This window comes from Mesorhizobium sp. M0292 (assembly GCF_040321695.1).
GTDB lineage: Bacteria > Pseudomonadota > Alphaproteobacteria > Rhizobiales > Rhizobiaceae > Mesorhizobium.
Genome location: NZ_JAMYSB010000013.1, coordinates 41,436 through 55,601 on the forward strand (window position 1 = coordinate 41,436; position 14,166 = coordinate 55,601).

A 14,166-nucleotide genomic window follows, 5' to 3' on the forward strand; every position below is an offset into this window, starting at 1 on the left:
CCATGGCCGGCCGGAAGACCCACGAGCAGCAGCTGCGCATCATCGAAAAGCGCGAGAACACCAGCAATGCCGGCGACGATTTCAATGCCGAGGATGAGCTGAAGAGATCCAAGCAGGAGCGTGAGGCGCGGCAAGACGGCGCCAATCTACGCGACGAGGGCGTGGAATTGACCGACAAGGACGATCGCCAGATGATCCGCGGCGAAAACCAGGAGAGCGAGCACCACAAGCGCAGGCAGGACGACTAAGCCTGCCGTCTTTTTAAAGCTATCGAGGAGCCATGCCAGACTACCGGCACGCCAGGCACCGCATGGTCGAGGCGCACATCGCCCGCCGCGGTGTGCGCGACGAACGAGTCCTTTCGTCACTGAGGCGGAATCCCGCGCGGGAAATTCGTCGACGAGGGGTGCGAGGAGTTCGCCTATGGGGACGGTCCGGGCGGCGTTGCGCTCTGGCTATAGGGACCTGCGAAGACGCGACCTGAACATCGGCCAGCTCTGCCGCGAGCGCTTTTGGCGATCAGGCAGCCTCGGCCACTACGTGCAATCCTCGGCCTCGCAACAGTTCGATGCCTTCGTCTGGTTCGATCGCACCTCGCCTGTTCAGCCGCTGACTGCCGAACACGCCTCATCGAGTGGTAATACCTGACACGTTTCCCTTGGGCACCTGAGTAGGCGGCCTTGCCTTCGGGCACGGAACATCTCACCGACTTTCTGGTTAGGCAGGCCGGATGAAGGGAGCTTTGCGCATGGCCACTAATTTGGAAGACGGCAAGACCGCTCAATCTTCCGACGAGTTGCATGGCGGCAATCGCGGCGGCAACAAAGACCAGCGTAAGACTGACAAGACCGCGAACAAGAGCAGCCAGGCGGCGGGATCCGCATCGCGGTAAGGACTGAGACATGCCGACCGCCGCGGACATCCTCATCGAGACGCTGATCGACTGGAACGTCGATATCATCTTTGGCCTGCCGGGCGACGGCATCAATGGCATCATGGAGGCGCTGCGCGGGCGGCAGGACCGCATCCGCTTCATTCAGGTGCGGCACGAGGAATCCGCGGCGTTCATGGCGTGCGCCTACTCAAAATGGACAGGCAAGCTCGGTGTCTGCCTCGCAACTTCCGGCCCTGGCGGCACACACCTCCTGACGGGACTCTACGATGCCAAGCTCGACCAAGCGCCGGTGCTCGCCATTACCGGCATGCAGTTCCACGACCTTATCGAGACCTTCACCCAGCAGGATGTCGACTTGACGCGCGTCTTCAGCGATGTCGCCGTCTTCAACGCGCAGGTCTCCGACGCGGCGCATATGGAAAGCCTGGCCGGTCTCGCCTGCAGGTCGGCGCTGGCACGTCGCGGCGTTGCGCATCTGTCGATCGCCAGCGATGTGCAGGAGCACACGCTCGACCAAGCCAAGCGCTCGAAGCGCAACAAACCGTCGCATACGCCGGATCGTTGGTTCGAAGGAAGCAGGCTTCCCGACGAAGAACAACTTGCGAAAGCCGCCGAGATCCTGAACGGGGCGACAAAGGTCGCGATCCTCGCCGGTCGGGGCGCGCTTGGTGCCAGGCACGAGTTGGAAGAGACGGCGGAGCTGCTTGGTGCCCCCGTCGCAAAGGCCTTGCTCGGTAAGGCTGCCTTGCCCGACGATCACCCGCTGACGACCGGCGGCATCGGGATTCTCGGCACGCTGCCGTCGCAGGAAATCATGGAGGAATGTGACGCGCTGCTCGTCGTCGGCTCGACCTTTCCCTACATCGAATACTACCCGAAGCCGGGACAGGCGCGCGGGGTGCAGATCGAGCGCGACCCGCAGCGCATCGGCCTGCGCTATCCCATTGAGGCCGGCCTTGCCGGCGATGCCGCCGTGACGCTGCGACTGCTGAACAAGCGCCTGAAGCGCAAGGATGATCGCAGCTTCCTCGAGAAGGCGCAGGCGGGCATGCGACGCTGGCGCGAGATGATGGCGCAGTCGGAGCAAAAGGCCGCCACTTCGCTCAAGCCCCAGGTGGTCACACGCGCATTTGGGAAACGATTGCCCGATGATGCGATCCTGGTTGCCGATTCCGGCCAGAACACCGAGATGGCGGCCCGCCATATCGAGCTGCGTGACGGGCAGGCCTTCGGCGTCTCGGGCGCGCTGGCCTCGATGGCATGCGGACTGCCCTATGCGATCGCCGCGGGCCTGGCCTTTCCCGGCCGGCCGGTCTTCGCGGTCGTCGGCGACGGCGGTCTCGCGATGCAACTCGGCGAGTTCTCGACGGCAGTTCGGTACCGGGTCCCACTCAAGGTGCTCGTGCTCAAGAACGGCATGCTCAATCAGATCGCCTGGGAGCAGATGATGTTCCTCGGCAACCCGCAATTCGCCTGCGAACTCCAGCCCATCGACTTCGCCATGGCCGCCGAAGCCATGGGCGGCATTGGTTACAGCGTCTCTCGCGCCGAGGAGGTGGAAGGTGTTCTCGACGCTGCCCTGGCTGCTGAGGGTCCGGTGGTCATCGAGGCCGTGGTCGACCCGTACGAACCGATGATGCCACCGAAGATGCCACCGGATTATGCGAAAAATTTCCGCAAGGCGCTACCGGACACTCCCGGACGCGCGGAAATCGAGGCGAATGTGGCGCAAGAGCCGCTGAGGTCGATGATTACCGCCGGCGAGAAAGACTGACGACACGCAAGAAGGAGCACGAGTTGAACAAGACCGACAGCGGCACCGCAAATCGCAGTTCGCCGGACCTCATGGGCGGCGACCAAGCGTGCAAGGCCGAGGAATGGGGCGGTGGCTCGAAAGCCGCCAAGGGACCGATCACGGAACCGGATCGACACAACCGCAACTCCAGCCAAAAAAGGAGCTGACATGCAGGATGCCCAGCAGAAATATCCTCGGCCGCCGCTTCCCGAACAGCAGCAGGACATGCCCGGCTACACCGACGAGATGGATCCACGGCCCGACCACGGAGAGGAGAGCTATCGCGGCAGCGGTAAGCTGACGGACCGCGTCGCGCTGATCACCGGCGCGGACTCGGGCATCGGCCGGGCGGTGGCTATCGCGTTTGCACGCGAAGGCGCCGACGTCATGATCTCCTATCTTGAAGAGGACGAAGATGCGCAGGAGACGGCGCGCTTGGTCGAGGAAGCGGGGCGCAAGGCGGTGCTCGCACGCGGCGACATCTCGGACGAAATCTTCGCGCGGTCGCTTGTGCAGCGAGCTATCGATGAATGCGGGCGCCTGGACATCCTCGTCAACAATGCAGCCCACCAGGCGTCGTTCGAGAAGCTGGAGGACATCAGCGCGGAGGAATGGGATCTCACCTTTCGCACCAATGTCTATGCGATGTTCTATCTGTCCCAGGAAGCAGTGAAGCACATGGAACCCGGCTCGACCATCATCAACACATCCTCAATCAACGCGACCAGTCCCTCGCCGGCACTGCTTGCCTACGCCACTACCAAAGGAGCGATCGCCAACTTCACCGCCGGACTTGCAGGACTGGTAGCTGAACGCGGCATTCGGGTAAACGCGGTCGCTCCCGGGCCGATTTGGACGCCGCTGATCCCGTCGACAATGCCCTCTGAGAAGGTCAAGGAGTTCGGGAAGAACACACCGCTCAAGCGTCCCGGGCAACCGGCAGAGCTTGCAGCGACCTATGTGCTGCTTGCCTCGGAAGGATCGAGCTACACCACCGGCGCACTCTACGAGGTCACCGGTGGACGGCCGATGCTTTGAGCGAGCGTACCTGCCAGCTCCACGGCGCCCACTCCCGGTAGCACACCGACATGTGGCGAGGCTCATGCGCGATCAGGATCGCGGACAACCGCCACGTCCGCAAACTGGTCGAGGCGGATGCCGAAGCCTCCCACCAGACCCTGAACCGGAGGTTGGTAGACGGGAAGCTGACTTCACTCCGGGTTCAACCGGAGCGTCAGCTTTCGGGGAGGGGCAAACGCTGGGTGAATGTCCCCGATAGGCGCATTGCAGCCATGCCGCCGTCGCGTTGTGAGACTGATTTGGCGACCAGCAAAACAGCAGCCTCTACGACTCGTCCCTCTCATCGCGCAAATTAGACACAACGCGGCGGTTCTGCGACCTGCAGGCGGAGTCGGGGCAGTCGCGGACCAGCCTGTCCTTGCCGTAGCCCTTGGCCCACATGCGGTTCCGGTCTATGCCGCCGGCGGCGAGGTAGTCCATCACCGCATCGGCGCGCTGCTGTGACAGCGCCGTTTCGCTTGCGCCGGGATCGTCGGCGAAACCCTGCAGCTTGAGCAGCCAGCGCGGATGCTTTGTCAACCAGGCGATCTGGGTGTCGAGGGTGGCCTTGGCGACAGAATCGAGCGCGGCCGAACCTTTCGTGAAGTAGGTGCGGCGGCCGACATTGAGGATAAAATCCTCCTCGCTGCCCGGCTGCACGTTCTGGAAGCCGGCAATCTCGGCGTTGGTGACGTCGGGCGTCGACGGGGCCAGCGTGTTGCTGGTCGAGCAGGATGTGGCCACAACCAGCAGGCCGGCGGCGAGCAGCCGGCGCGTGTTTTCAATCATGCGGTTCATGATGCGCCAATCATTCGACAGTGGTGGAAGCGGGCGCCTGGTCGGCGATGTGCGGCAGGACCTCCACCGCGGTGCCGATCGGGCACCGCTGGTAGAGGTCGATGATGTCTTCGGGGAACATGCGGATGCAGCCGCTGGAAGCGTCGGTGCCGATGCTCCATGGCTCCAGCGTGCCATGCAGGCGGTAGCCGATGTCGGCGCCGTCGCGGTACAGATAGAGCGCGCGCGGCCCGAGCGGATTGTTGGACGCGCCGCCTGCGATCATGGGCGGCAGGTCCGGTTTGCGCTCACGCATTTCGGGGGGCGGGACCCATTGCGGCCACAGCGCGCGGCGATCGATCGTCGCGCGGCCGTACCATTTGAAGCCTTCCTTGCCGACGCCGACGCCGTAGCGGATGGCAGTCTTGTTTTCCATGATGAGGTAGAGGAAGTGGTGGCGGGTATCGACCACGACGGTGCCGACCGGCTCGCTGCTGAAATACTTGACGATCTGGCGATGCCATCTCTTGTCGATCTTGGCGAAGTTGGTCTTGCGATAGACGAAATCGTTATCGCTGGCGGTACCGGCGAAAAAGGATTTTGCCCCCGCGGCTTGAACAATATTGCTGGTTCCACCGACCGCGACCAGCGCCAGACCGCCGAGCACGACACCCCTGCGTGATAAAACCATCGGCAATCCCCCATGCCTTAAGCCTGGCGAACCATAGTTGAGAATGATTCCGGCTCAAAGTGGAAAATGCTGCAGTGGGTGGGCCGCAAGCGGTCTGTCCGCTTGACGGCAAAATAGCGGCTGCCCGCCGGCTCACGCCGGCGGGCTTTTTTGTGCGGACGGGAACATCCTCGCTCCAAGGGTGTTTTGTCACACCCGGCTCGTTCTTCATCGGTCGTGCCGGTGACCAAGATGTCCCCTCATTCATCATGGTCGGCCCGCGCAGCCTTGACCGCACGCGCGGGCCATCCCATCACAAGGCCCGCTGGCTCACGCTGGCGGGTTTTTCCGCGTCCATGCGCCGACACTCATCTTCGCATGCCTGTCACAACGAGCCAGGCGGATTCCAGTATCCGCACGCGGCGAGGAGGACTTGCGACATGCCTCGCTGCGGGATTTTCGCGATGAGTCTACCTGGCTCCCGCTGAACGCCATGGCCTGACCACCGGGCGCGTTGGACGACCTTCAAGTCGAAAAAGCCCGCGGCAATCGCACCTTAGGCGAAGAGGCTTTGCTTTGTTGATGCAGTTGTCATCGCATCAATCGTGGGTAGCAACGCGGTTGTTGCGTGTTGTTGGAGAGATGGGGTTTCCCGAAAAGAATGAACATGCGCAGACAAAAGAAGCGAGCAGGATGGCCGTGAGTACATCTGCCAAATATCTATTACCTCATATGCGCTCGCTCCTCGGAAGGCGATCCCGCCACCCTCTCGACAGTGAAGATGGCGGGATCTCAACCGGCGACAAGGGACTTCGATCGACGGTGGGTTTCCAATTCGGCGTCCGGCTGCGTGTTCCGCCGTTCGGGCTTCTTCCAACCGCAATCAGACGCAAGTCCTATCCCATAAGACTGATGGCCAAATTCGGAACATCCGCTGAAGCATTGCGTTCGGCAGCGTGAAACCCCAAGGCAAAGGATGACTAATCATGTCGAATTGCGAGACTGCAAAATCACATTCGTTAGGAAATCGCGTGGCTGATCTCACAGCCAAGATGCGTGAAGCGCAGATTGACGCGGGTGAAATGATGGCCTTCCACAAGGTTGCAACTATGTTGGAGGACAGCCAAGGACGTATCAATGGCGACGACTTGATCGCCGCATCCTTCGTTCTGCTGGAAGACCGAGCGCCCGAGTGACCTTGCGTTGGTCGGCTTCGATCGTTCCTCGATCAGCAATGCGAAGCCTTTTTTGTCACGGCTGGCGTCTCGCGGGACTGCGGGAATAGCTCAAGCCTAAAGGGTGCTGGCCGGGCGCCTAACAGCCAAGAGACACCGCTTCGGGATCGGCCGCCACGCGCCCGCTTTGTCCGAGGGAGGGCATTCCCTTTGAAGACAGCTACGGCGTGTCCTCGCTATCAGTGCCATGCATGCTGGAGCCATGCATGAAGGACTGGATCTCGTTCACATCGATCTTGCCATCACCATTCTCGTCAACGCTACTGAACATCCTGCCCACCGCGCGTTGAACCTCGTCCTCGGACACCGATCCGTCGCCATCGGTGTCCAACAGCCCGAACATCAGTCGCATGCCGGCACCGCGCATCATCTGATGATGCCAGCGTCCAGCCATTCTGTGTCCACGATCGCGGTCACCGTGGTTCTGCCAACGGTCGCCATCTTCATCGTGGCGGTCAGCATCCTCGTTGCGATCGCCTTGATAGTTGCGACTATCTTCCTCGCGGAAACCCTCTTCGGAACCGCGATCCTGCTGCAGTCGGTCACGGACAGCTTGCTCAACCATCTGGCGGATCATTTCGCGTGTTGGTCCATCCGCTTGTCCGGTCGCATCCGGCAACTGTCCGGCGGTCGGCGGTTCGGTTGCCGGAGCGGGTGCAGGTTTCGAGGGTGATGGTGTTCCGCTTGTCTGGGCGAGTGCGGGGGAGGTCAGGGCAATGAAAACGGCGGCCGCGGCCGTCGTGCTGTGTGGAAATCTCATGGCATGCTCCATCAGTGCTTTCGCTTGAAGGCCAAACTGGAGCTCGATGTGATTGTTCCCCGAAGGGATCAGGTCACGGCGAAGTTACTGAGGCATGCCCCCGTCTGAGGTAGATCAGGGTCTTCGCCAGGGAATAATTCGGCTCCTCTTCCCTAGGCACAAGAGGAACCGGCGCCCATTTTTGCGGGCAATGAACGTTGGACATTCGGCCTCGCCAAATTTTCTGCCAGTCGATCATACCGACGCACCAATTCCCTCTGCGTCCTCTCCTTTCGTGGGACGGAAGCCGTTTCGACCGCACGCCGTCAATCGCGAATCCCGCGTCCATATGCTGCGCGGCCATGATGCATATTTTTTATGTCACGGACCTCTGTCCGTCTGGACACCATGTTAGCCAGCGCTAAATCAGAGCAATGCGACGCCTCCTGCTGGGACTTACAGTTTTTCTCTTTTGGACCACGTTGCTTCAGGCCGAGGCGTGGCAGCCCTTCGGCGTCCGACAGCTTGGCTTTAGTTTCGATATTCCTCCGAATTTCGTCCTGACCCAGAATTCGGAGCAGGGCGCGGCTTTTCAGGGCCCAAGAGACGCGTTTCTGGTCGTTTGGGGCGCGCGACTGGGCAAAGCAAGTTTTCGCGCCGAGATCGAACATCGCATGATCGAGGACGAAAAGGCCGGTTGGCGACTGACCTATCGGCGCCTAGCCCCGAAATGGGCCAGCTACTCCGGGGTCAAGAATGGCGAGATTCGCTACGTCCGTGCAATTATGGTCTGCAACCAGCGTGCCGCGCTTTTCACAATGAATTATCGGAAATCCGAAAAGAAACCGTATGACCCTGTTGTTGTGCGCATGGTCCGGTCCCTGAGAGCGGAAGGATGTTAGCCAGCAAAGAGCGAGGTTGCCGTACTGTGCTTCCCTCGGCTAAGGGCCAGTGGTCAACCCGGCTCCCCAATAGCCTCGCCCAGTCACATGAAAGCAGGCACCGGCAGATATGCAGCCGAACGTTCTCACGCTGGCTCAGCCGCTCAAAGCCCATCACCGAAAAGCTGCTTAGTGCGGTCGCCAGCTAGAGCTACCACTGAGCCATTCCCGCTGCGGCTGGGTAGCGCCTCAGTTCCGTACGCGTTCATACCAAGAACGGGCGGGGCGAACGTCCTGATAGAGCTACGGCTGTAGAAGCGCGCCGCCAAACTGCGCCCACAAGCGCTCGCACTCTCTCGCCCTTAGGCTCGGGGTACCGGGCGCGCCATAGAAGACCATGGCGCCGCGAATGTCGTATCCAAGCACCGAGGCGTTGGCCACGAACTGGATGGCTCTTCCCAAGCTGGTGATGCCGATGTCGACCTCAGCTTTGTTGGTGAGGTCGACCACGCCTACTATTTCCGCATTGGCGCTCCTGCCCGCCAAAACGGCCGTCGACATCGCATCATGCACGGCAAGAAGCATTTCGGTGAGTTGCCCGGTGGAAGGGCTCTACAAACGCTTAAACGTCAGGTTTGTTCCCAACTGGCCCTGGCGGCTTTCCGACGACCAAGAATGCGACTGCGATTACGCGTATCAATAGAATCACTGCGAACAGGATTGCCATGATTTCCGCACTGTGTCGGATCACTCCGCGGCGAAGAAAACCCCGCAACATATCTCAGATAGCGGCGGGTGTTCGGCTGTAAGAACCAAACTGGGTCCCGCGGCCTCTCATGTGCGCGTAGGTGACATCGTCTGCTGGACCGAACGGTCAAGCCGAAGAGCCCAGTTCCTCTCGGCATCGAGCAGTTCATTCTGCTCAATCAAGCCGTTCATAAACAGCCTGAGTATATGCGCAGCTATGCGCTCTCCGTTCTGCGAAGCAAGAGGTAGGGCGCGCTCTTTGCAGACCGTGTGACAAACCTGGGCGAGCATCTCAATCTCGCTTGGCCCCAAAAACCGACCCGGATACAACATACCGTTTTCCTGTTGGAGAGTTGGAATGGCTATCCATTACGCAGGGTCACCGGCAGCCACAATCAACTATGATAGTGAGATGTCGAGTCCCGGTGGAAAAAACAGTGAAGTCCCAAAAGTGGTCGCGCTTGTCTCCGATTGACAGATGCCTCGACGCTACACCGACCAGCGCTACCGCACCCGCTTCATCGACGCGGCTTTGCAAAGGCCTATGACCAGTTCGCTACCAGCTGCCGGACCGCCCAGGCGAGCATGCCGCCGGCCCTCCCGAAGCGCGATGTGGATGAGGCAGCCTTTTCCGTATACATCCAGTTGTTACGTTGCGCATCTGCTTCGGTTCGAAAACTCGCCGCGAGCCTGGCGTGCTCGCGTGTCCGGGCCGAAACAGCCCACATGTTGATAACGACATCGATGAGGCTGCCGCCGACCTCGTTGGCATAGGATGCTTCCCGGCATGGGCATCGACCAATGCCCCGGGCCGACCAGCACGAACCTGCGGGGGCTTTCCCGGAACAAAGCGTCGACGATCCGGTTCGGCAGGAAGCGGCCAAAATTCATGCCATCGGAGATGCCGAGGCAGATGACAGATGAAAGGGAAGCTGAAGATGACGAAGTCTCGCGACCGCACCGTTCCCGGCGACGGCAAGATCGAAACCGGCCCGAACACATCTCCGCAACAGGATCCGGCAGAGGGGTCGCGCGAGACAATCGATCGCGAACTCGAGCGGACAGACGACGATAATAATTCCGACGAAGCGGAACGCTTGCGCCGAGACCTGCGGAAAGGGGTGGCGGAAGAGACCGAGCTTCCCGAACGCGGCTCGGCCTGAGGATCGCCGGAACCTTGCCAAGGCAAGAGACATGGAAGGCTCGACGCCGGTCGGATCGCTGCTTGCTTCGTGCCTTTAACGCACCGGCCACACAACCCATGCGCGGCGGTGACCCAGGAGACGGCGAGAACGGCCGCGCGACGGTCCACTCTGTTCCAGCAAACTCGGCTCGCCGAGAGCTACCACCTCTGGCGTTAGGGCCTGACGAGATGCCACCTGTCCAGGTCGCATGGCGCCAGGGGTTCGGCAATCTCTATCAGGCTGCGCCGGCCTCCTGGCTGCGCTGCGAGCGGGCACGGTCGCGGGCTGCGGCAGTGCCTCCGGGAAAGCCGCTTCGATCGCTGTAGTCGCGTGGCTTGGTCCCGCTCCGAGAGTGGCGCGCGGTCACGCTTTTCGCAGCGATGATGTCGAGCAATGTGATGCCGGCGACCATGGCAAGCGCAAGGCCTACATTATCGCGCTTTGGGTTGCCAGGCCGATACGCTGTCAGCAATGTCGCGATATCCAGGCCGTCGCCGGCCACCCGGCTCCACAGCCCAGCTTGCTTGTCCACTGAAAGCGAGAGTATGCCGCTGCTTATTTCCCGCGCCCCATAAGCGCGGATCAGATCTTCCTTGCCGCGCATGCCGAGCGCGCCGGCAATCCGCTCGGCGCCAACCAGCTCGGCGACGCCAAGCGCGATGCTGAACCAGCCGAGCTTGCGGGCAAGGCCATCGGATGCCCCGACCGCACTCTGCCCAGTCTTCAGCACTTTGGGATCGCCAGGCGATCGGGTGATGTTGGTAAGTTTGGCAATCACGTTCATGACGATTTCCCTACGGTTTCAATACAACCTTGATGCAGCTGTCCTGCTTGTCGCGAAACACCTTGTACATCTCGGGTCCCTGCTCGAGCCCCACGGTATGGGTGATGACGAAGGATGGGTCGATCTGGCCATCTTCGATGCGGCGCAACAGATCCTCGGTCCAACGGTTGACATGGGTCTGCCCCATTCGGAAGGTGAGCCCCTTGTTCATTGCCTGTCCCATCGGAATCTTGTCGACCAGCCCGCTGTAGACGCCGGGGATCGAGATCACGCCGGCCGGCCGGCAGACATAGATCATCTCACGCAGAACGTGCGGTCGATCATTTTCCATCAGCATCAACTGCTTTGCGCGATCGTAGACGGTATCGGGCTGGGCCAGCGAGACGTGGCTTTCCATGCCGACGCAATCGATGCACTTCTCCGGGCCCTTTCCGCCGGTGAGTTCCCGCAGTCGTTCGACGACACTTTCCTCGGCGAAATTGATGGCGATGGCGCCGCCGGCCGCGGCCATGGAAAGCCGTTCCGGCAGGCAATCGATCGCCACCACCTGTTTCGCGCCGAGCAGCAGGGCGCTGCGTATGGCCATCTGCCCGACTGGGCCGCAGCCCCACACCGCAACCGTATCGTTGGGCTCAATGTCGCACTGTGCCGCCGCCTGCCATCCGGTAGGAAAAATATCGCCGAGGAAGAGAACCTGCTCGTCGGTAAGGCTGTCAGGCACCTTTACGTGCGTGGCATCGGCGAACGGCACACGCATGTATTCCGCCTGTCCCCCGGGATAGCCGCCGGTCAAATGAGTGTAGCCGAACAGACCCGCGGTGGTGTGCCCGAACACCTTGTCACCGAGATTCTTCTTGCGGTTTGTGCGTTCGCAAACCGAAAAGTTCTGTCGCTTGCACTGGTCGCACTCACCGCAGATTATGGTGAACGGCACGACGATGCGGTCTCCCTCCTTCAGAGCGCCGTTGACGCCCTTGCCGACCTCGACGACCTCTCCCATCATCTCGTGGCCCATGATGTCGCCGGGCAGCATGGCTGGCACATAGTTGTGGTAGAGGTGAAGGTCGGAGCCGCATATCGCACAACTCGTCACCTTGATGATCGCGTCACGTTCATCCTCAATTCCCGGGTCCGAAACCTGATCGCAGCGTATGTCTTCCTTGCCGTGCCAGACCAACGCTCGCATAGCTTGCTCCTATTTTCGCAAGATCTGTGGGTAGGGACCTCGCGCCTGTCCTAAGCGGGCCGATGCCTGGTTGGATCGACTGTGCCGCTGCTTGTCGAACCACAGGGGCGGACCGATGTTCCGGGAGCTCGAGAGAATTTTTGGGCCATTCCAGACCTGCACCTTGGAAGGATCTGTCGCGGGCACCAGCGGCCTTCCCAGGCGCGTCGGGGCACGAACCGCTGGAGCCCGAGCCACGAATGGACGTACTCAAGTGTACCAAAGAAGGTTCCGTCCGCAGGTGTCCTTCGCGGCGGCTGATACCCCATCTGCTCGATTCTCGCGGGCCATAACCGGCATTCTCTTCCTCGCCCGCACAGGGTCGGCCGAAGCAGCGCTGTGACCGGAGCAGGTAGGAGATGCCGCTCACCGGCGGGCGCGCAGTCCGACCCCGACGCGATCGACATGAGGTGGATGGGCGCCATCGCGACGGCGGCTCTAGCGGAGTATTTCGCAGAAATACAATGATTAGCGGGCAGGGCAGAGTGCTAGCCGTGCGCAGCGATGAACATGGCGACGGCCGACCGGCAATAGGATTCGATTTCGTTGTCGTCCGCCGCTCTCGCCTGATCGAAGCGTGCGATAATCAAAAGATCGGATCCTTTGAAAAGCGCGGCAAACAAGCGGGCGGACCGGAGAGGATCGGGCACGTTCAGAACCGCCTTCGCGTGCAACTGACGCAACAGGACCTCGATTTGGGCGATGACATGGGCGGGGCCGGCTTCGAAATGGAGCTTGCTTAACGACCTTGGATTCGTCTGGTCGGCCATGACCATGGCTTCGACACTGCGGACGTCTGATCTCAACAGCGTGCGAAGCAGGGACGATCCCACCGCCATGAGCTGATCTTCGACCGAACCGCCGACGCCTTCAAGAAGGGCCTGTGGCGCAAACAACTGATGGCAGCCGGCCGCCATTGCCGCGCTGAACAGCGCCTCCTTGTTCTCGAAGTGCCGATAGATGCTGAGTTTGGATATCTTCGCCCGCTGGGCGACCTTGTCCAATGTGGTCGCTTGAAAACCCAATTCCACAAAGAGTTCGGACGCAGCGTCGAGTATCGTTTGGCCAAGCGCCTCGTTGGCGGGCCGGCCGCGCCGGCCCTGGCTATTTTCGGTCACGACAATTCCAGTCCTTGACAGTATCCTAATTCTTGGATTACGATACCATGTAGTTTCTGAAATGCGCAAGCCGATGGGTAGGTTTCAACCAGGTCCAACCAGCCCCTCATCCACAACACGGAGCCCATTATGGATGACGTCATCATCATCGGCGGCAGCTTTGCCGGTCTCGCCGGTGCCCTGCAACTCGGCCGTGCCCGCCGTAAGGTCACCGTTCTAGATACCGGCCTGCCGCGCAACCGCTTCGCCGGCCACTCGCATGGCCTGCTCGGCCACGATCACAAGCCACCGCTGGACATCCTGGCCGAGGCGCGGCGGCAGCTGGCGCGCTATCCCACGATCAAGCTGGTCAATGCCCGGGCCGACAGCCTGTCCGGCGCCATCGACGATTTCTCCGTCCTCACTGGCGATGGCGGAAGCCTCGGCGCGCGCCGCCTGATCCTGAGCTATGGCGTCGCCGACCAGATGCCTGATGTTCCGGGCTTTGCCGAAGGTTGGGGCACGTCCATCGTGCCCTGCCCCTATTGCGACGGCTTTGAAGTCGCCGGCCAGCATTGGGGCCTCGTCTGGTCCGGCCCACAGTCGATGAATCAGGTCAGGCTGTTCCACGATTGGACCGACAGGTTGACGGTCTTTGCCGATGGTCACGACATTCCGCCCGATATCCGGGCCGGTCTGGCGCGCCGCAACATACCTGTCGTCGACGGCCGGATCAGCGAGATCGCCTATCACGGGGGGCATAACGCCACCGTCAAGCTCGATACCGGCCCCAAGGTCGCGGTCGACATCCTGTTCGCGCATCCGCGCAACAAGCCGTCCGCAAGCCTGCATGAATCACTGGGCCTCGCCACGGTCGATACGCCCCTCGGCGTAATCCTCAAGGTCGACGAGCGCCGCGAAACCAGCATGCCCGGCATCTACGCCGCGGGCGACCTCGCCAACCCCCTCACGCCGCCATCGGTCACCCTGGCAATATCGCACGGCGCGATGGCGGGCATCTTCGCCCAGCAGTCGATGCTGGTGTGAGAGCGCAGATTCCCTTCTCCGGGGTGCCGCG

General features: G+C 61.4%; 17 protein-coding genes. 10 read left to right on the forward strand and 7 right to left on the reverse strand.

The genetic code is table 11. The annotated features are described in order from the left end of the window. Positions 1–2: 2 nt before the first annotated feature. From NKI96_RS20320 to NKI96_RS20345, 6 genes are all read left to right on the forward strand, one after another. Positions 3–248: a hypothetical protein gene (locus NKI96_RS20320; protein WP_023682770.1), complete on the forward strand. Its 246-nt coding sequence runs from the start codon at positions 3–5 to the stop codon at positions 246–248. Positions 249–423: 175 nt separating this feature from the next. After that, positions 424–648, forward strand: coding sequence for a hypothetical protein (locus tag NKI96_RS20325; protein ID WP_023667759.1), 225 nt, complete (start codon positions 424–426; stop codon positions 646–648). 82 nt (positions 649–730) lie between these two features. Further along, the gene (locus NKI96_RS20330) at positions 731–892 is read left to right on the forward strand and encodes a hypothetical protein (protein ID WP_023667760.1); all 162 of its coding nucleotides are present in this window, start codon (positions 731–733) and stop codon (positions 890–892) included. A gap of 10 nt (positions 893–902) precedes the next feature. Beyond that, the gene (locus NKI96_RS20335; protein ID WP_023695158.1) at positions 903–2,669 is read left to right on the forward strand and encodes a thiamine pyrophosphate-dependent enzyme; all 1,767 of its coding nucleotides are present in this window, start codon (positions 903–905) and stop codon (positions 2,667–2,669) included. Positions 2,670–2,692: 23 nt separating this feature from the next. Next, entirely contained in the window at positions 2,693–2,857 is a 165-nt protein-coding gene (locus tag NKI96_RS20340; protein WP_023695159.1) for a hypothetical protein, read from the forward strand. Between the two features lies 1 nt (position 2,858). Then, positions 2,859–3,728: an SDR family oxidoreductase gene (locus tag NKI96_RS20345; protein WP_352805800.1), complete on the forward strand. Its 870-nt coding sequence runs from the start codon at positions 2,859–2,861 to the stop codon at positions 3,726–3,728. A gap of 306 nt (positions 3,729–4,034) precedes the next feature. On the opposite strand, the gene NKI96_RS20350 is transcribed toward NKI96_RS20345, so the two are convergent. Both NKI96_RS20350 and NKI96_RS20355 read right to left on the reverse strand, forming a co-directional pair. Continuing rightward, positions 4,035–4,547 (reverse strand): OmpA family protein, encoded by a 513-nt coding sequence (locus NKI96_RS20350; RefSeq protein ID WP_023667764.1) that lies wholly within the window; start codon positions 4,545–4,547, stop codon positions 4,035–4,037. Between the two features lie 10 nt (positions 4,548–4,557). Beyond that, on the reverse strand, positions 4,558–5,217 hold the full coding sequence (locus tag NKI96_RS20355) for a L,D-transpeptidase (RefSeq protein WP_023682764.1): 660 nt from the start codon (positions 5,215–5,217) through the stop codon (positions 4,558–4,560). A 1,010-nt stretch (positions 5,218–6,227) separates the two neighbouring features. Here NKI96_RS20355 and NKI96_RS20360 point away from each other — a divergent pair. Further along, positions 6,228–6,392: a hypothetical protein gene (locus NKI96_RS20360; protein ID WP_023667766.1), complete on the forward strand. Its 165-nt coding sequence runs from the start codon at positions 6,228–6,230 to the stop codon at positions 6,390–6,392. 199 nt (positions 6,393–6,591) lie between these two features. On the opposite strand, the gene NKI96_RS20365 is transcribed toward NKI96_RS20360, so the two are convergent. Next, on the reverse strand, positions 6,592–7,203 hold the full coding sequence (locus NKI96_RS20365) for an EF-hand domain-containing protein (protein WP_245263685.1): 612 nt from the start codon (positions 7,201–7,203) through the stop codon (positions 6,592–6,594). Positions 7,204–7,604: 401 nt separating this feature from the next. On the opposite strand from NKI96_RS20365, the gene NKI96_RS20370 reads away from it, so the two are divergent. Continuing rightward, positions 7,605–8,072 (forward strand): hypothetical protein, encoded by a 468-nt coding sequence (locus NKI96_RS20370; protein ID WP_023667769.1) that lies wholly within the window; start codon positions 7,605–7,607, stop codon positions 8,070–8,072. Between the two features lie 282 nt (positions 8,073–8,354). Here the strand turns inward: NKI96_RS20370 and NKI96_RS20375 are convergent, their stop codons facing one another. After that, positions 8,355–8,612 (reverse strand): hypothetical protein, encoded by a 258-nt coding sequence (locus tag NKI96_RS20375; protein ID WP_245260390.1) that lies wholly within the window; start codon positions 8,610–8,612, stop codon positions 8,355–8,357. A gap of 1,124 nt (positions 8,613–9,736) precedes the next feature. Here NKI96_RS20375 and NKI96_RS20380 point away from each other — a divergent pair. After that, positions 9,737–9,961, forward strand: coding sequence for a hypothetical protein (locus tag NKI96_RS20380; protein ID WP_155922421.1), 225 nt, complete (start codon positions 9,737–9,739; stop codon positions 9,959–9,961). Positions 9,962–10,217: 256 nt separating this feature from the next. On the opposite strand, the gene NKI96_RS20385 is transcribed toward NKI96_RS20380, so the two are convergent. The 3 genes from NKI96_RS20385 to NKI96_RS20395 all read right to left on the reverse strand — a co-directional run bounded on the left by NKI96_RS20385 (position 10,218) and on the right by NKI96_RS20395 (position 13,109). After that, positions 10,218–10,766 carry a hypothetical protein gene (locus tag NKI96_RS20385; protein WP_023667774.1) on the reverse strand — a complete coding sequence of 183 codons (549 nt, stop codon included), beginning with the start codon at positions 10,764–10,766 and terminating at the stop codon, positions 10,218–10,220. Between the two features lie 10 nt (positions 10,767–10,776). Continuing rightward, complete coding sequence (locus NKI96_RS20390; protein WP_023667775.1) at positions 10,777–11,952, reverse strand: zinc-dependent alcohol dehydrogenase; 1,176 nt, start codon at positions 11,950–11,952, stop codon at positions 10,777–10,779. 527 nt (positions 11,953–12,479) lie between these two features. After that, entirely contained in the window at positions 12,480–13,109 is a 630-nt protein-coding gene (locus NKI96_RS20395) for a TetR/AcrR family transcriptional regulator (RefSeq protein ID WP_023667776.1), read from the reverse strand. A gap of 129 nt (positions 13,110–13,238) precedes the next feature. Between NKI96_RS20395 and NKI96_RS20400 the strand changes: the two genes are divergently transcribed. Continuing rightward, positions 13,239–14,135 (forward strand): NAD(P)/FAD-dependent oxidoreductase, encoded by an 897-nt coding sequence (locus NKI96_RS20400; RefSeq protein WP_352805802.1) that lies wholly within the window; start codon positions 13,239–13,241, stop codon positions 14,133–14,135. Positions 14,136–14,166 lie beyond the last annotated feature (31 nt).